The following is a 17,711-nucleotide window of genomic DNA, read 5'->3' on the forward strand; positions in this document are numbered from 1 at the left end:
AGTGCGTTTAGGGGCTCTTTTTTAGAAATCGAGCTTAAAGTGGTGTTGGGTCGCGCCTTGGTGGCGTTCATACAGAGACTGCAAAATTCCGTCTTTTAGTCCTACCTGCGGCACCTGCATGGTGTCTACCTGTGCCCATTTCATGGCTGAGAGATAGATTTCGGCGGCGGGAACAATCACATCGGCGCGGTCGGCGTTGAGCAGGAGCACTTTTACCCGTTCTTCCATAGAAACACAGGCAATACGGTTCACTACTTCCTCAATCTGATCCCTATAGATAGGTTTACCGCCCATTTTGCCGGCCATTTCATAGATCTTGTTGATGTTACCGCCCGTGCCTATTGCCTGAGACACATGGTACAGCCGCGCTTTTTCGGTAACCCAGTTCTGCATGGCCTGCCATATCTCCATAGAGTCCTCGCCCTGCATGTGCCGGATGGAGCCCTGCTCAAACGACTGGGACGCCACCTTCATGCGGTTTACATAGATGTTGAACTCCGTGCTGCCGCCGCCTACGTCAATGTGCAGGTAGTTTTGGCTGTCCAGCTGCTGCCTAATGACCAGGTTAATCAAATCTGCCTCGGTGGTGCCGTCAATCACCTGTATCTGGAGGCCCAGTTTCTGGTGGATTTCGTCCAGGAGTTCCGGTGCATTGGTAGCCGAACGCATGGCCGAAGTGGCGCAGATCATAAAATCATCTACCTCATGCACCTGCATCAGGAGATGGAGGGCGTGCAGCAGCTTCATGAATTTTTCGGCCTTAGGCCGGGAGATCAAACCGGTGGCAAAAACATCTTCGCCCAGGCGCATGGGGTACCGGATGTATTCCACGCGTTTGAAGAGGGTGTGGTCTTCAAACCTGAAGATGTTGGAGATCTGGCATCTAACCGCGTTAGATCCTATGTCTATGGCGGCCAGTTTAAGAAGGGGTTGGGTTGCTTCTGACATACGTTTGTAAAACTATAACCAAATGCGCTAAATAATTACAAATACCCGCTACTTTTTAGCCAGGCAAGCGCAAAACAGGTAAAAAAATGCTTACGTGAAAAGCATACCGGCAGAGCCAGGCAGCGGCTGCAACGGCACCGTGTAAACGCAAAATATTGGCGGGAATTTGTGGAGTTTAGAAAAAATGTAATACCTTAGCATAAGAACGGTCTCCAGCACGGAAGGCCGTTCTTCTTTTTTTAATCATTGTACTAACCCATTACAGATATGGCATCAGTATCTTATTACACTCCAGAGGGATTGCAGAAGCTCAAGGAAGAGTTACATGAACTGAAGACAAAAGGCCGTGCCGAAGTGGCCCGTCAGTTAGCGGAAGCCCGCGACAAAGGTGACCTGAGTGAAAACGCTGAGTATGATGCTGCCAAAGATGCCCAAGGGCACCTGGAACTGAAAATATCCAAACTGGAGGAAGTAATCGGTAACGCTCGTCTTATAGATGAGTCTAACCTGGATCTTACCAAAGCACTCATTCTCTCCAAAGTAAAGCTCAAGAACCTGGGCAATAACATGGAGATGCTCTATACTCTGGTAGCCGAGGAAGAGGCTAACCTTGCCGCCGGTAAAATCTCTGTGAAGTCACCCATTGGCAAAGGTCTGCTGGGGAAATCAGTAGGCGAGATCGCGGAGATCACGGTACCGGCCGGTAAACTTCGGTTTGAGATTCTAGAAATTTCACGGTAAGCCGCAGCCACATGGAAACCATTTTCTCTAAAATCATCAGCGGCGAGATTCAGGCCTACAAGGTGCTGGAAGACGACCGCTTTTTGGCTTTTCTGGATGTGTTCCCGCTGGTGAAGGGGCACACTCTGGTCATTCCCAAAGAGCCGGTAGACTATATTTTTGACATGGACCCCGAAGCCTTGGCCGACCTGCACAAGTTTTCCCAGAAAGTAGCCGCCGGCGTTAAAAAGGCAATCCCTTGCAAAAAAGTGGGGGTGGCCGTGATTGGGCTGGAAGTGCCGCATGCCCATGTGCACCTGATTCCCATGAACCAGGTGGCAGACATGAACTTCAGCAACCCGAAGCAAAAGCTGGAAGCCTCAGAAATGGAGGCCATCGCGGAGCAGATCCGGAAGGCTATCTAACCCAAGAGATACAAAAAGCGCGTTTCCCGTTTAGGGGCTGTTTTTCCAAAAACAGCCCCTAAACGGGAAACGCGCTTTTAAGCATTATGCTACCTTGTTCTCAATCTTGCAAACGGATTGGCCTTTGATATCTGCTCCTGAATTGATGTAACAGTTAGCCAGAAATGCGGTCAGGATTTTCAGTGAGAAAGGCTTTCCAGGATTTTCCTCCGGCTTTCTGGTTGTTACCTTGCTGGTAGTGGTGGCAGAGCGCCACGGCCAAGGCGTCTGTGGCATCCAAAAACTTGGGCGCTTCCTTTATTTTCAGGATTTGCAGCAACATGGCGGCTACCTGTTCTTTAGAAGCGTTTCCGTTGCCGGTCACAGATTGTTTTACTTTCTTTGGGGCGTATTCCACGAAGGGAATGTCGCGGGAGAGGGCGGCGGCAATGGCCACTCCCTGCGCCCGACCCAACTTAAGCATAGACTGTACGTTAGTGCCGTAGAACGGAGCTTCAATGGCCATCTCATCGGGGAGATACTCGGTGATGAGCCGAAGGATGCTGTCGTAGATCTTTTTGAGCTTTACCGCATGGTTGCTGTAGCTTTTAAGCTGGAGCACCCCGTACTGAAGCACGGTGATCTTGGACCCGTTCACCTCTATGAGGCCGTAGCCCATCACATTGGTGCCAGGGTCTACACCTAAGATTAACTTATTATTGGGAAGAACTGCGGTTGAATGAATCATAAAGTGCAAAATTACAAACATTCCGGCAGACTGCTGTTATCCAGGCGCTTTTTGGTGGGCCTTGGCAAGCTGGTTGTTTTCTGCCTGACACTTTATTACCTGCGGCAGGCCATTCTGGAAGCCAGCACCCACAGCGTTTTCTCCCTGGCTACTTTCTGGAAAGTCTGGGCCGATAGAGGAGTAGCCTTATGCCTGGCAGCGTTTCTATTGCCTGTAAACTGGGGGGTGGAAGCGCTTAAGTGGCAGTACCTGTCCAGAAAAATTGAGCACATCACTTTTTTAGAAGCCTATCGGGCGGTTTTAGTAGGACTGACCTTGGGCTTTGTGACCCCAAACCGGGTGGGGGATTACGCCGGACGCGTACTGACCCTGCACCAGAAAGACCGCGCCGATGCCATAGGCGCCATTCTGCTGGGCAGGCTCTGTCAGTTATACGCAACGGTGCTGATAGGCTCTGCCGCGGTGGCATACTTTATATATAGGTATTATGTGCCTTTGGCTTCGCCGGTGGGCGTGTCCATAGGGGGGGCGCTGCTCTTAGTGAACGTATGGGCTTTGGCGTTGCTGTTCAGCTTCAAATGGGCGGTGGTCCTGCTGGAACGCGTGAAGTACTTCCGAAAATGGGGCCATTATGTTTCCGTGATTGGGAGTTACTCCGGCAAAGAACTGCGGGAGGTGCTGCTCATTTCCGGGCTGCGGTACATGGTGTTTGCGGCGCAATTCATCCTGCTGCTCTGGGCGTTTGGGGTAGAACTCACTTTGCCGGAGTACATTTGGGGCGTGGCGGGTACTTTCCTGATTAAGTCTGCGGTACCATCCATCAACGCGTTGGCAGATATTGGCATGCGCGAGTTGTCGGCCATGCATTTCTTCGGGTTGATGGGGCAAGACCCGCTCTTGGTGTTAGGTGCCAGCCTCACGCTCTGGACCTTGAACATTGCCTTGCCCAGTGCGGTGGGCCTTCTTTTTGTGTTGCCTCTTAAACTCTCCAGTTCCCGTTGATTCTGCTGCCGCTGCTTCTGTTAGTTTTTCTGTATGCAGTGGTGGTACTGCGCTGCTGGTACGCCTGGAGAAAACTATCGGAATTAACCCAGCAAGCGGAAGTGCCGCCGGTGTTCTTCACCGTCATCATTCCTGTGCGCAACGAAGCATCCAATATTCTCCGGCTGCTGCAAGACCTGGAGCAGCAGCGGTACCCGGTAGATTCATTTGAAGTATTGGTGGTAGATGATCACTCCCAGGATGCCACCCCAGCGTTAGTCGCTCAATATAAGGCCCAGAGTTCTGTATTAATCCGATTGATAGAGTTGCACCACTTCCCGGGGAAGCGGCAGAAAAAGGCAGCCGTGGAAATAGGGATCCAACATGCCTCCGGCTCCTGGATTGTCTGCACCGACGGCGACTGCCGGCTTCCTCAAGGTTGGCTTCAGGCGTATAACCAGATGATCCACGCGCAGCAGCCCAAAATGATCAGCGGCCCTGTGGTGTACGCACCCATAGACACATTGTGGCAGCGGCTGCAAGCCTTAGAGTTTTCGGCATTGATTGGGGTAGGGGCCGCGTCCATTGCCCTGCAGAAACCCACTATGTGCAACGGCGCCAATCTGGCCTATGAGAAAGCGGCTTTTGAGGAAGTGAACGGTTTTGCTGGCAATGAACAAATCCCTTCCGGCGATGATGAATTCCTGCTGCATAAAATCCACAGCCGGTATCCGGGGAAAGTAGCTTTTCTTAAATCCAAAGCAGCCATAGTGCAGACTCCGGCGGCAGAGAAAGTACGTCAGTTTCTGCACCAGCGGGTGCGATGGGCCAGCAAGTGGCGACATTACCAATCCTGGGCATCCAGCCTGTTGGCGCTGTTGGTGCTGGGGGCGAACGTGGCGGTTTTGGCCATTTGCCTGGGTTGTTTAAGCGGTATTTGGCCCTGGTATTCCTTTGCCACCGTTATCTTCCTCAAACTGGGGGCAGATGCGGTTCTTTTACGCCAGATTCTGCTTTTTTTTGAGAAAAAGCGGCTACTTTCGTTACTCTGGTTGCTACAACTTGTGTACGTACCGTATATAGTACTTACGGCCATTTTAGGGTTAAAAGGAACCTACGCCTGGAAAGGCCGACAACTGAAAACAACATGACCGATCAGGAGTTCGATATCTTAGACGAGCTGTATTTTGTGGTTTCCTATGCGGAACTACAGTCCAAACTGGGGCTACCGGAGCCCGAGTTACGGGAGGCGCTCAGGGGCCTCATCAGCATGAATTATATCAAATGCCTTTACCCCGACCAGGATACCGAAGTACCCTTTGACCCCGAACACTTTGAGCGGGAAGGGCATGCGTACTATTTTCTGGCCTCTAAAGAAGGGCTGCTTTCCCATAACTCCAGATAAGGCTTAGAAAAAGGCGTTTAGCGGCTCTTTTTTCAGAATTAGGGCCAAAACAGATGGGGCGGCAGACGTAGATTTAACATAAAGGGAGTAGGTTATTCATTACATTTGCCTATTCTTACAATTAACCGAAGTGCCCGCCAAACCTCACGCAGGATAGGGGCTGGTACTGGTAAGAACCTAGAAAAGTAAAGAGCGATCATAAATGTCAGATTTGAAGTTTCCTACAGTTGAGCAGGAATTGAACCTGAAAAAGTTGGAGTTGGCTGCCCTGTTGGAAATTACCAAAGCCATCAATAACAACCTGCCCGAAGAAGCGCTGTACAAAATATACCACTTCACGCTGCTGGCCCAATTGAACATCCGCCGGCTGTCTCTCTTTCTCATTGATGAGCAGTGGGAGTGTAAAGTATCTTTCGGGACGGAGCATAATTTCAGGGAGATAGAGTTACCGCCGGCCATTACCGAGCTGCGGGAAATCACCTCGCTGGCCACGCTCAACATTGACCGCCGCTGGCATGACTTTGAAACGGTCATTCCCATCATGCACAACAACCGCATTCTGGCCTTTGTCATGATTGGGAACGTGAACGCCTACTACACTACGCTGGGCGCCCTGAGCTTTGTGCAGACCCTGAGCAACATCATTCTGGTGGCCATGGAAAACCGGCGGCTGGAGCGCCACAGGCTCACGCAGGAAGCCATGCGCAAAGAGATTGAAATTGCCCGCGAGGTGCAGAACATGCTCTTCCCCAAATCATTGCCCAATAACAAAGACGTGGCCATCCATGCCACGTACATCCCACATTCCTCCATTGGCGGCGACTATTATGATTACATCGCCATAGACAAAGACCAGTTCCTGTTCTGCGTAGCCGATGTTTCTGGGAAAGGGGTGCCGGCGTCTTTGCTTATGTCAAACTTTCAGGCGGGCCTGCGCACCATCCTGCGGCAAACCACCAACCTGAGCACCATTGTAAGCGAGCTCAACGACCTCATTTACCGCAACGCGATTGCCGAGAAGTTCATCACCTGCTTTCTGGGCATCTACAATTGCACCACCCGCGAGCTCAGCTACGTCAATGCCGGGCACAATGCCTCCATTCTGCTCTATGAGAACAACACATACCAACTGTTGGAAGATGGTTGTACCATGTTGGGCATCTTTGATGAGCTACCGTTCCTGAACGTGACCAAGGTACACGTGCCGCACAATTCCTTTGTTTTCTGTTACACCGATGGACTCACCGAAGTGTTCAACCAAGAGGAAGACGAGTTCGGGATTGAGAACACCATTAGGGTCTTGCAGAGCTGCCGGTACGTAAGCTCTAAAAACGTGCACCGTCATTTGCTGCATGAAATCAATACCTATAACAGCGGTACTACCTTCAGTGATGACATTACGCTGCTGTCTTGTAGGTTTAAATAGCACCGTTTTATTTTGTGTTTTTGCGTTTAGGGGCTGTTTTTCCAAAAACAGCCCCTAAACGCAAAAACGGATTCTGGTAGTTAACCTTCTTAGGGAAGGGTGTATTCTTGTAGAGATGTAACCATAAAACCTTTGCCTGTGCTGCGCTTCCACAGAACCCCGCCTGTTTTGCCCTGGCTCTTCCCCAAGGTTTGGTGGAGAAGGCCGGTGCAAGACAAAACCATCTTCCTCACGTTTGATGACGGTCCCATCCCTGAGGTGACTCCGTTCGTCTTGCAGCAGCTAGCGCAGCATCAGGCGAAGGCAACGTTCTTTTGCGTGGGTGAAAACCTGGTGCGCCACCCAGAGATTGCCCGGCAGGTGTTGGCGCAGGGGCATTTGCTTGCCAACCACACCCACCAACACGTGAAAGCTTGGAAGACTTCACCCCAGGCGTATCTGCAACAGGTTCATCAATGCCAGGCTGAGCTGGAAAAGGTTGGAAGAAACTTATCGGACAAAAAGCTTTTTCGTCCCCCACACGGCCAACTGACGCGGCAGCATGTGCGTATCCTTTCACCAGAGTACCAGATTGTGATGTGGAGCGCGCTCACCTATGACTTTGACGCCACGCTGTCGCCGGAGAAATGCTTGGCCAAAGCCTTGGAAATTATCAAACCAGGTGCGGTGGTGGTCCTGCACGACAGTCTGAAGGCGGAGCGAAATCTGCGGTTTGTGCTGCCCCGGCTGCTGCACCATTTCTCTGGCCTCGGTTACGCTTTCAAAACCCTGTAGCGGATGCTTTTTTCCCTTGGCTTTCTGGTTCTGTATTTCGTTTTGTTTGTGCTGTTGCTGGGGCTGTGGTGGTTCAGGGAGGAAAGGCCAATTCCGCCTCTGGCTGAATTCCCAAGCGTCAGTATTTTGATAGCTGCCCGGAACGAGGAAGAGCACATTATCACCTGCCTGCAAGCCATTGACCGGCTGCACTACCCCAAGGAGAAGCTGGAGGTGCTGGTAGGCGATGACCGTTCCACCGACCGTACCCGGGCATTGGTGGAAGCGTATCAGCAGCAGTTTCCGTATGTACGCTGCCATGCCATCACCTATGATGTACCCGGCACCAAAGGAAAAGCCAACGTGCTGGCCCAACTTGCCCGGCTGGCCACCTCTAACTTCTTCTTCATCACCGATGCCGACATTGAAGTGTCGCCGCTGTGGGTGGAAACGCTGCTCCGCCAGGTAACAGATAGAACGGGTATTGTGACTGGAATTACCACCACCAAAGGCTCCGGCCTCTTTAACCGCCTGCAAACTCTGGATTGGCTCTATAACCTGGGGCTCATGCAAGTGGTGGCAGACAGAGGCGTAGCGGTTTCTACCATGGGTAACAACATGCTGGTGGCCCGGGAGGCTTACGAGGCCGTGGGAGGATTTGAATCCATTCCATTCTCCGTGACCGAAGACGTGCAACTCTTCAAGCAGGTGCTTCAGAAAGGATACAAAACGGCTAACGTCTATTCAGCTCAGGTGCTGGCGTTGTCGCTCCCGGCACCCAATGTAATGACGCTGCTGCACCAGCGCCGCCGCTGGATGCGCGGCTCGGTGCATCTGCCTTGGTACATGCTGCTGCTTTTTGTACTTCATTCAGCGTATTACCCGGTGTGGCTGCCGTTTTTCCTGCATACCTCGGTGGAGATTTGGCTTGGCATTTTTTGCGCGAAGGTGGTGGTGCAGGGTTTGTTTGTGCATCTGTGCCTGAGGCGCGTGGGCCGAAAGACCAACTGGCCAGACCTTTTTCTGCTGGAAATATATCTGTTGGTGTCGGGCTTCATCCTGATCATTTACTTTTTTCTGCCGGTTAAGATCCGGTGGAAAGGGCGGCTCTATTGACTCAAATGGCGCAGGAAAACCGTAACTTTGGCGTTTAGAGGCTGTTTTTGGAAAAAGAGCCCCTAAACGCATCCATTCAGAATACGCACATGTTTTTTATAGATTCACACGCCCACGTCTTTTCCCCCGAGTTCAACCCTGATCTGGAGGAAATGCTACAACGGGCCCAAGAGGCGCAGGTAGCCGAAATCTACATGCCCAATATTGATCTGGCCTCGCTGGAACCAATGTTCCAACTGGAGCAGCGTCACCCTTGGTGCCATTCGCTGCTGGGGCTGCACCCGTGCCACGTGTTTCAGGATTTCCGGCAGGTGTTGCAGGAGATGGAGCTGTGGTTTGAGAAGCGTTCCTTTAAAGGTGTAGGGGAGGCGGGCCTGGATTATTACTGGGATAAAACCTTTGTGGCGGAGCAGAAAGAGGCGTTGCGCATCCAGTGCGGTTGGGCTAAAACCCATCAGATTCCTATTGTACTCCACACCCGTGAGGCGTTTGCAGACACGCTGGAGATCATCAAAGAACAGCAGGACGGTAACCTGCGCGGGATCTTCCACTGTTTTTCTGGTACGGTAGAAGAGGCGCAGGCGGTCATTGACCAAAACTTCCTGCTGGGGATTGGCGGCGTGAGTACCTTTAAAAATGGAGGGTTGGGGCCGGTGCTGGAACAAATCGATCTGCAACACTTAGTTTTGGAAACCGACAGTCCGTATCTTGCGCCTGTTCCTAAGCGCGGCAAGCGGAATGAGCCTGCGTACCTCCCCTATGTGGCGCAGAAATTAGCCGATACCAAATCAATTTCCTTAAATGAGGTTGCGGCGGTCACCACGGCCAATGCCAGAAATCTCTTTTCCAGATAGTATATGAAGTTTTTAAAGGTAAATATCAATACGGCAGCCCCCCGGGATCCCGAGGCTTCCATCTTGCTTATTTACACCGGCGGTACCATTGGCATGGTCTCAGACAAAGAAGACCAGCACCTGGTGCCTTTTGATTTCAGCGAGGTCATTCACCGCGTGCCGGAGATGCGTCAGTTCAAGGTGATGCTGACGGTGCTCAGCCTTGACCCGCCCATTGACTCTTCCAATGTGGGAGTGGAGCACTGGGTCAAGCTGGCCCAGGTGATTCAGGTGAATTACCATGAGTACGATGGTTTTGTGATCCTGCATGGCACCGATACCATGGCCTATAGCGCATCGGCGTTGAGCTTTTTGCTAGAGAACTTAAGCAAACCCGTAATTTTCACCGGCGCGCAGGTGCCTATTGGCCGCATGCGCACCGATGCCCGGCGTAACCTCATCACGGCCATGGAAATTGCCTCTGCCTACAAAGTGGGCAAGCCGCTGGTGCCAGAGGTTTGTATTTTCTTCAATACGGTTTTACTGCGCGGCAACCGTTCCACCAAGGTAGAGAGCCGCCACTTCAACGCTTTCCACTCAGGTAAATACCCAGAACTGGCCAAGGCCGGAATTGATATTGAATATGACGAAACGGCCATTCTGCCACCGCCGTCTGCTCCGCTCCGCATTTTTCAGGATTTAGAAAGCCAGGTAGCCGTCCTGAAGCTTTTCCCAGGCATTAATCCCTCCGTGGTGAAAGCCATTCTGGAAGCCGAAGGTTTAAAAGGAGTGGTGTTGGAAACTTTTGGGGCCGGAAACGCACCAACCTATCCCTGGTTCCTGACGCTGTTGCGCGAGGCTATTGAACGAGGCATTACTATCCTGAATGTCTCGCAGTGTGAGGAAGGGGAAGTGCACCAAGGGCAGTACGAAACCAGTAAGTACTTGAAAGACATGGGTGTAGTTGGCGGCTCAGATCTGAGTACCGAAGCAGCCGTCACCAAGTTGATGTTTGTGTTAGCCCAAGACCTTACCCGCGAAGAAATTGCCACGGCTTTAACCACCGATCTGAGAGGGGAGATGTCCAGCAGAATTTAGCTAAAAAAGCGGGAAAGGGGTTGCAAAAGCAATTGCTTCTCACTTTCTTTGCATTCCTAATTATAAGAGGGCCACGGAGAGGTGTCAGAGTGGTCGAACGAGCACGCCTGGAAAGTGTGTATACTGGTAACGGTATCGAGGGTTCGAATCCCTCCCTCTCCGCAAATAAAAAAGCCGCAGATGTAATGTCTGCGGCTTTTTTATTTGTACATGCGGTGATTCCCTTTCCAAAAGCTTCCAGCATCCTGAAGAATGGCGATTTGCTCCTTCTCTCAAGGAACTGGTTTACCCCCAATTTCAGAAAAAGAGCCTCTAAACGCCATTACAGTTTGCCTTTATCTGGTAGTTATTATTCTCTGGTGCTGAAGAAGAGGTGTGTAAGTAAACCTTTGAAGATGATGTTTCTAATTAAACTTTTGTAACTTAGGGTGCTGCTGATGGGGCAAAAAAATGCCTGCCGGTGACAAGTCGGCAGGCAAACAGACAAACAACAAAAAAAACTAAAACAAGAAACTAACTTCCGCATGGGGGGCTACGGAAGACAACTCAAAATCCTAATATCTGATACCCGGATGACCGGTTAATGAATCAAATTCAAAAGTTCCCAGAAAAAAACCGTCCACAACGATTCCTTCTGAAGACGAACCGGCCTTGAACTCCAGGTTATTACTCAAAGTGATAGTGGAATTGCCTTTCAAGTGACCGAAGAGCAGTTTTGAGGTTTGTCCGCCCGGTTTTTTAGGTACAGAGATGCTAACATGCGTGTAAGCTCGCTCGTTGATGGCACCTTTTAATGTATAACCTTTAGCTTCCATTTCTCTTTTTGCTCTTTAATATGATACAATATTAAAGCCTTCCATGATTAAGATATAGGAAACGATAAGGTAGTTGGTAACTTTAATTTATAGTATATTTAATTGTGTTATTTATATAAAATATTAAGCTTAGATGTGATGTAAATAAAAATACAAGGGGCGTTTATTAAAGGATAGATAGAAAATGGTTTATCTATAACGTTTTCTGTCTAGAGGCTTTTGAAATTGTTGCCCAATTGTCTGCAAGCTCAAGATACTAACAAGGAGTAAAGCCGCAGGAAAGGCAATAAGCCACCAGGCTTCCACAGAAAACCGGGCATTCGCCAGCATTTTTCCCCAAGAAGGAATATCTGCCGGAACGCCAATTCCCACATAGGCAAGGGTGGATCCAATTCCTAATAAACCAGAGGCCGCAAAGCAGAAATTGGTAAGAATAGGACCTTGCAATGCGGGCCAGATAAAATTCAAGAATTTAGTTTGGAAAGGAATACCTAGTGCTTTAGCAGTTTCATAGTAAGGCTCTTGTTTTATCTGCAGCACTGTTGTACGGGCTACCCTGGCAGGAAGGACCCAATACCCAAGACAGATCCACCCCATTAGGCTATAGAGTGAGAATGTACCAAAAGCACTTAGAAGAAGCAGGAGAAGTAACTTAGGCAAAGCAGACCAAATGTTGATGCTTTTTTCCAGAACTTCATCTACCGGAATAGTAATGTGTTTGCTCACTTTAGACGATGAGCCTCGGAATATTAAAAGGTAAAGCAGCAGCCCCATGCAGGTTAACCAATAGGCTGTTCTGGCCAGCGGGATGTAACGGATGGGAACTAAGCCATCTAAAACTGGAGAGAGGTAAAGAAAGACAAGCAGGAGAAAAAGACTGACATAAAAGTTTACTCTGTTTATTCTCATGCCTGTATTACCTAAAATTGCCGCTCCGGTCCCCCCTGCAACTCCAAGAATGGTAGTAAGCACAAGCGGCGGAAAAGACAAAAGCCAAGCGGTACGGCAACTCAAAAATAAATAGAGTAAAACATCACGGCCCAATTGATCTGTTCCTAATAGATGAGCTGGGTTGGTAAATGGAGGTAGATAAGCCAGTTCTGGAGTTGCCTCCATCTCTCTTCCCTGCAGTATTGCCCAGTGGGCAAAAATGGCCGCCATCGTAAACAGCAATAGCCAGAGCAGGCTAATTTTTCCTGCTAATGTGAAGGATTTGAATAACACCTTTTTCCCCATAGAACCGCTATCCGTTTCTGAGGCGAGGATCAAGTAGAACAAAGGCAAAATGGGTCAAACTTACCACCACTTGCCTGAAGATTAACAAGAGAAGCGTTATCCCAACAATCACCGGATAGTCGGCGGTCAAAATAGATTGCGCAAGCAAATTTCCTAAGCCTGGTAAAGAGAAGGTAATTTCTATAACCAAAGCACCTGCCATAATACCAATGGTAACTTCGCTTAAAAGTGTAAGGGAAGGTAGCAAGGCATTGGGCATGATATGTTTTTTTAGCGTTTCTTTTTGGGAAAGCCCTTTTGCCCGTGCCGTGCGGTAGTATAGTTGCCCCAATTGCTCTTCTAAACTTCTATGAAGCTGCAGTGTAAGGTGGGGTGTCACCAGTAATGCGATACAGACACTTCCTAAGACCACTGAAGGATTGGAAAGCAACGATGCGGTATGAGCGATAAAAGAACCTTCCTGCGGAAAGATAGGCAGCATAGAACCGCCAGCCACCACATAAATGGTTAGTACTAGTAGGGCAATGAGGAAGGCCGGAATACTATCCAGAAGATAAAGTACCTTCAGGGCTAAGCGGGTGGCTATTCCTCTGCTGTGGTGCGCGAAATAGAAGCCAACAAAATAAGCGACGGCAGTTGCCATAATGAGACCAAGCAATCCAATGATTACTGTTGTTCCAATTGCATGGGAAATTCTGGCTGAAACCTGCTGATAATCCTGGGTGGAAGTGCCTAAATTGCCCTGTAAGAGGTTCATCAACCAGTGGTGATATGCATTATTCGTTCCTTGCCACTGTACTGCCGGTAGATGATAGTATAAGGGGGCGCGTTGATTTTGTAGGTTCTGCCAGTGTGAGAGCAGTTGAGCAGATTCTAAACTAGGTTGAGCTTTCAGCAGTTTGGTTATTTCCTGATAAGGAGCAGCTCTTGCAATAGGAGCGTTATCATTAGTCCATAGGAGCAAATGATGGGTAAGGGTGCTGTGAACAGTATCGGGGACTAATTTCTTCCAATCATTCCAGACCCCATAGAATTTGGCAACTTGATTGAACCCATGCCTTAGCACTGCTTTTTCTACCCAAACCTTGTCAAGTTCATCAGGTTTCAGCTGTGCAGCCAGTACCTTTCCTTTGAGGGAAATATCTATGTAAAATAGAGGATCAAGTAAGCCGTTTCTCTTTAAATAATCACTTTTTACTTTTGCCAGTGTAGCCGCATTGGCGGCTCCATAAATGACGGTATCTGCCTCTTGCATGCCTTTAGGGGCATTGATAGCCGGCAATAGGCGGCTCAAAAGAAATACACACGATACGGTGAGCCAAAGTGTGAAAAGGAACTTCAGCAGTGAAAGAGATACGCTTCTGAAATTCATTCAATTCACTATTTTTTTATAAACCTTAAGACATCATACCCTGGCTTCAAGGCTGATACTACCACAGAATCGATCTTTTTACTTACAACAATCTTGCTTTGTTGAAAATAAAGAAAAACCATATTGCTTTCTTCCTGCATCTTCTGCTGCAGCTCTTTCAATAGAATTGCTTTTTCAGTAGTGCGCTCCTCTTTCGCAATTCGTTCAAGTAAGAGATCGGTCTGTCTATTGCCGAAACCCGTTACGTTTGCGCCACCTACTTTAGCATTAGAGGTATGCAGCAAGGGAACCAGATTATAGGAAAACGGATTGCCTACTAAGGTTCTGAAATAGAGATCAAAATCACGGCTCAAGAGCTTCTCGTTGATCTGACTACTCTCCATTGCTTGCAATGAGATTGGAATTCCAACTTTGCTGGCATTCTGCTGAAATAGAAGCGCCATGTTCTCGAAATCTGTGTTGCCTGCCCTATATAATAAGTTAAGTTTTAAAGAGCGGGTTTGACCGTTTATCTTTTTCTCCCATCCAGAGGAGGATTTTCTCCAGCCAGATGCAGTTAATAATTGTATAGATTTCTGAGAGTCAAATTTCAGCGGCTGCAATTCTGAATTATAGAATGTCTTTTCCTGCGGATGGACAAGCCCTACGGTAGGAGTGGCCAATCCACCGTGCAGGGAGGAAACGACGAGAGGAACGTTGATCAGATGGGCGAGCGCCTGCCGGGTGGCCTTATCCTTTAGCAGCGGATCTTCACCATTCATTCCCATAAAAATAAGATCATAGGAACTTGGTGTGTAAAAATTGAATAGTTGCCTGTATTTAGGATCTCTCTGCATCTCCTGAAACGACACTAAGGGAATATTGTCCATTACATCAACCTGCTGGCTTTTTAAGGCCAGTAAGGCAGCAGCGTTGTCGGGAACGACTTGATATACTATTTTCTCAGGATTAGCGTGCAGACCAGATTTTTGGGAGGATAGATTCTTAGCCCACCAGTTTTTCTTTTTCTCTAATAGCAAAGCTCTTCCAGAACTCCAGGAAGTTAGTTTATATGGGCCACTACCTTTCACAAAAGAAGTGTCTCTGGCTATTGCGGCACTGCTTAAGAAAGCTGCAAACTTCTTGAAGTTTTGAGTTAGGGCTAGAGAATCATGTTTCTGCCGCACCAGACGGTAAGGTATGGAGGAAAGTAAACCTTCAGGATCTAATTGATAGGCCGGTAGAACAAAGAAATCTCCGGTCATCAATTTCATTTCTGGAGAATATCCAGTGCAGGTAATGGTAAATGTAGTGGGAGAAGCAGTGGAGTACTCTATGTCTTTCATAAAACCATATTGCGCACGCCAACGCTCATTTTCCAGCAAAGGACTATGCAGCAACTTAAGGGTGAATGCTACATCTGCGGCTGTAATGGGAGAACCATTGTCCCACTTTGCTTCTGGCCTTATCGTATAGGTATAGAAAGACAATGAATCTTGCACCCGAACGCTTGGCAAGTCAACTGCCAAAAGAGGTTTTATCGTTTTATCTTTGAAGTCAACAGTTAAGAGACTTTGATGAACCAAGTTGAGCAGTTGTAAGGCAATTGCATTGCCATAACTTAATGGATGTAAAGACTCTGGATCCTGAGGTATTCTTATTCTAACAGCTGGATCAGAAGCTGGCGTTGAGCAAGAAAAAAACCATAAAAAAAAGAAGCCAAGGCTCTTTGCACAGAAGTTTTTCATATTGAGCAAGACAAGTAGGGGCATACCCTGCTCAATATTACGAAACTTGACACAATTAGCCTTGGCCCTTGATGCAGTAACTTAAAGGAATATTATCTTCCCTTAATTGCTGATATAGTATTTTTATTAATTAGTCTCTTGTTTCCCAAGTGCCTGAACCACCATAGCCAAGATCAGTGTTATTGTCACCACCTTCATTTGACTGTGAAGTAGAGGTTGTTTGAACAGATGTAGCGCTACTGGCTGAAGTTGCATTTACATCTTTTTTATCTGTAGAAATACCTGTAGCAACTAAAAGTTGAAGAAGGAGGGAGAGAAGTAATTCTGCCATGGCTTTTATTAGATTTAAGTTTATATGACAAATTTCCTACAATTAGCCATCTGCGGAAAGGAAACATTTAGTTATATTGTAACTATGAATATTTAAAGGATTTATTATATTTTTATAATATATAATTGTGTTATTTTTATAATATGGTTTAAATTTAAATATTTTTGAGAGCTATTTTTTATAAGCGTAACGATTCTATAGATCTTTGCATGAGTATTGTTTAGGGATTAAATAAAGTTAATAGTAAATCTAAATATTTACAGCAGTATGTGTGCTTTATGGAAGAATTGAGAAAATTAATACAAATTGTTGAAAAAAGAGCTGGTAAGCCAAATCATATATTTATATACAAGTCTAAAGAAGAACGTCTGTATGATGAAATTGTTAACGGAAAAATTACCGATGACCATACAGGATATTCAATTTTATATAAGAGTGGACAAGACGGCAAGGGTTTAAAAATGATTAAGTCACGTCTGAGAAAGAAGCTGATGAATCAGCTTTTTTTCTTAGACGAAGATAATGATGATATAGGTGCAGCGATAGAGCAATCTTGTTTAACTAAATATTACCAGGCGAAGGTTTTGGTAGATTCAGGAGCTAATGATCTTGCTGCTCCAATATTACATCAAGTAATAAAAAAAGCTAAAGAATTTGATTTCAATTACATTGTATCACTTTGTACAAGGACCTTGCTGCAAGTCTACATGAACTTAAACGAAAGAAGCAAGTTTTATAAAGTAAAAGAACAATTAGAGAAGATTGCCCCCCGTTTAGAAGCTGATCAAGAGTCAGAGATTCTATTTATGGAGGCTAAGGTTGAGCTAAGTTATTCTGTTTCCGCCAGAAAAAATTACTTAACAAAAGTAAAGCCAGTGATTGAGAGGCTATTGACTATCTGGACGGAAGCTCGTACGTTCAAGGCCTTTAATAATTACTACAGATTGTCTGTCTGGTTACATGAATTGCAGGGTAATTTTGAAGACATCATCACGCTAACAAATCAATTCAATGAGCTTACAGCCGATAATGATGCCTTCGCCAAGCGGTTTGACATTAAGTTCAATCAATTTATTCAGGTATATGCTTACCTAAGATGTAAAAGACTGGAGGAGGGGTTAGCGCTTGCGAATACTTACTACTCCTCATTTGATCAGAGCAGTAACAACTGGTTCGCGTACATGGAGAATTATATTCTTCTAGCCATACATGCTAAAAAATATGATGTGGCTCATTTACTGTTGCACCAAGTACAGACGAATCCTTTCATTAAAAAAATAAACAAACTGGCACAGGAGAGATGGGTGATTTTTGAGGCCTATCTGCACTTTGTAGCTCCTCAATCTGAACAACCTACTAAATGGATTACTTTGCTTCAAAATGCCCAAAATTACAGTAAAGACAAAGAGGGCTTCAATGTGGCCATCTTGATCTTGCAGGTGATGTATTATTTGGAAATAGTGGATTTTGAAGCTTTGGAATATAGAGTGGAGTCTTTGAAGAAATATGCGCAAAACCACTTTAAAGACAGCTTTAGCGAACGGAGTAGGACGTTCTTCAAATTACTGGCTGTATTGGTTCGTTCAAACTTTGATCCACTGGTGACTCAGAAGAAAGGGCAATACCTCTACACCAAACTGCAGCGTACCCCAACTCCCGGTGACGCCTATGCCGAAATAGAGATTATTCCGTACGAGCATCTATGGGAGCTTATTCTGGAACGCTTGAAAAGGGTCAACTAATCTCTCATTCTATTAAAATAAAGAGAATGGAACCATAAAGCACTTTCGTTTAGCGG

18 protein-coding genes and 1 tRNA gene are annotated in these 17,711 nt (G+C 47.2%); 12 read left to right on the forward strand and 7 right to left on the reverse strand.

All coding sequences use genetic code 11. The features are described from left to right. Positions 1–21 precede the first annotated feature (21 nt). A complete protein-coding gene (locus EFA69_RS14950; protein WP_123133900.1) occupies positions 22–948 on the reverse strand; it encodes a Ppx/GppA phosphatase family protein in 927 nt (308 codons plus the stop codon). 267 nt (positions 949–1,215) lie between these two features. On the opposite strand from EFA69_RS14950, the gene greA reads away from it, so the two are divergent. Both greA and EFA69_RS14960 read left to right on the forward strand, forming a co-directional pair. Then, positions 1,216–1,689, forward strand: coding sequence for a transcription elongation factor GreA (gene greA, locus EFA69_RS14955; protein WP_123133901.1), 474 nt, complete (start codon positions 1,216–1,218; stop codon positions 1,687–1,689). 11 nt (positions 1,690–1,700) lie between these two features. Further along, positions 1,701–2,093 carry an HIT family protein gene (locus EFA69_RS14960; RefSeq protein ID WP_123133902.1) on the forward strand — a complete coding sequence of 131 codons (393 nt, stop codon included), beginning with the start codon at positions 1,701–1,703 and terminating at the stop codon, positions 2,091–2,093. Positions 2,094–2,247: 154 nt separating this feature from the next. Here the strand turns inward: EFA69_RS14960 and ruvC are convergent, their stop codons facing one another. After that, positions 2,248–2,820: a crossover junction endodeoxyribonuclease RuvC gene (ruvC, locus tag EFA69_RS14965; RefSeq protein ID WP_123133903.1), complete on the reverse strand. Its 573-nt coding sequence runs from the start codon at positions 2,818–2,820 to the stop codon at positions 2,248–2,250. Here ruvC and EFA69_RS14970 point away from each other — a divergent pair. From EFA69_RS14970 to EFA69_RS15010, 9 genes are all read left to right on the forward strand, one after another. Beyond that, entirely contained in the window at positions 2,812–3,822 is a 1,011-nt protein-coding gene (locus EFA69_RS14970; RefSeq protein ID WP_123133904.1) for a lysylphosphatidylglycerol synthase domain-containing protein, read from the forward strand. The genes ruvC and EFA69_RS14970 overlap by 9 nt on opposite strands. Continuing rightward, positions 3,819–4,952, forward strand: coding sequence for a glycosyltransferase family 2 protein (locus EFA69_RS14975; RefSeq protein WP_123133905.1), 1,134 nt, complete (start codon positions 3,819–3,821; stop codon positions 4,950–4,952). The genes EFA69_RS14970 and EFA69_RS14975 overlap by 4 nt, the downstream gene beginning before the upstream one ends. After that, a complete protein-coding gene (locus tag EFA69_RS14980; RefSeq protein ID WP_123133906.1) occupies positions 4,949–5,206 on the forward strand; it encodes a hypothetical protein in 258 nt (85 codons plus the stop codon). Before EFA69_RS14975 ends, EFA69_RS14980 begins: the two co-directional genes overlap by 4 nt. A gap of 202 nt (positions 5,207–5,408) precedes the next feature. Next, positions 5,409–6,632, forward strand: a complete 1,224-nt coding sequence (locus tag EFA69_RS14985) for a PP2C family protein-serine/threonine phosphatase (RefSeq protein ID WP_123133907.1) — start codon at positions 5,409–5,411, stop codon at positions 6,630–6,632. Positions 6,633–6,800: 168 nt separating this feature from the next. Continuing rightward, the gene (locus EFA69_RS14990) at positions 6,801–7,406 is read left to right on the forward strand and encodes a polysaccharide deacetylase family protein (RefSeq protein ID WP_245964596.1); all 606 of its coding nucleotides are present in this window, start codon (positions 6,801–6,803) and stop codon (positions 7,404–7,406) included. A 3-nt stretch (positions 7,407–7,409) separates the two neighbouring features. After that, positions 7,410–8,501, forward strand: coding sequence for a glycosyltransferase (locus EFA69_RS14995; RefSeq protein ID WP_123133908.1), 1,092 nt, complete (start codon positions 7,410–7,412; stop codon positions 8,499–8,501). 89 nt (positions 8,502–8,590) lie between these two features. Next, positions 8,591–9,355, forward strand: a complete 765-nt coding sequence (locus tag EFA69_RS15000) for a TatD family hydrolase (protein ID WP_123134862.1) — start codon at positions 8,591–8,593, stop codon at positions 9,353–9,355. Positions 9,356–9,358: 3 nt separating this feature from the next. Further along, positions 9,359–10,432 carry an asparaginase gene (locus EFA69_RS15005; protein WP_123133909.1) on the forward strand — a complete coding sequence of 358 codons (1,074 nt, stop codon included), beginning with the start codon at positions 9,359–9,361 and terminating at the stop codon, positions 10,430–10,432. A gap of 75 nt (positions 10,433–10,507) precedes the next feature. Further along, positions 10,508–10,594 (forward strand) — tRNA-Ser (locus EFA69_RS15010). 392 nt (positions 10,595–10,986) lie between these two features. On the opposite strand, the gene EFA69_RS15015 is transcribed toward EFA69_RS15010, so the two are convergent. From EFA69_RS15015 to EFA69_RS20150, 5 genes are all read right to left on the reverse strand, one after another. Then, complete coding sequence (locus EFA69_RS15015; RefSeq protein WP_123133910.1) at positions 10,987–11,247, reverse strand: hypothetical protein; 261 nt, start codon at positions 11,245–11,247, stop codon at positions 10,987–10,989. 189 nt (positions 11,248–11,436) lie between these two features. Then, positions 11,437–12,525 (reverse strand): ABC transporter permease, encoded by a 1,089-nt coding sequence (locus EFA69_RS15020; RefSeq protein ID WP_148041373.1) that lies wholly within the window; start codon positions 12,523–12,525, stop codon positions 11,437–11,439. Continuing rightward, positions 12,491–13,855: an ABC transporter permease gene (locus EFA69_RS15025; RefSeq protein WP_123133912.1), complete on the reverse strand. Its 1,365-nt coding sequence runs from the start codon at positions 13,853–13,855 to the stop codon at positions 12,491–12,493. The genes EFA69_RS15020 and EFA69_RS15025 overlap by 35 nt, the downstream gene beginning before the upstream one ends. Before the next feature lie 8 nt (positions 13,856–13,863). Further along, positions 13,864–15,606: an ABC transporter substrate-binding protein gene (locus tag EFA69_RS15030; protein ID WP_123133913.1), complete on the reverse strand. Its 1,743-nt coding sequence runs from the start codon at positions 15,604–15,606 to the stop codon at positions 13,864–13,866. Positions 15,607–15,712: 106 nt separating this feature from the next. After that, a complete protein-coding gene (locus EFA69_RS20150; protein ID WP_148041374.1) occupies positions 15,713–15,913 on the reverse strand; it encodes a hypothetical protein in 201 nt (66 codons plus the stop codon). A 278-nt stretch (positions 15,914–16,191) separates the two neighbouring features. Here EFA69_RS20150 and EFA69_RS15035 point away from each other — a divergent pair, with 278 nt between their 5' ends. Beyond that, entirely contained in the window at positions 16,192–17,655 is a 1,464-nt protein-coding gene (locus EFA69_RS15035) for a hypothetical protein (RefSeq protein WP_123133914.1), read from the forward strand. Positions 17,656–17,711 lie beyond the last annotated feature (56 nt).

The organism is Rufibacter immobilis (assembly GCF_003721565.1).
In the GTDB taxonomy this organism is placed as follows: domain Bacteria; phylum Bacteroidota; class Bacteroidia; order Cytophagales; family Hymenobacteraceae; genus Nibribacter; species Nibribacter immobilis.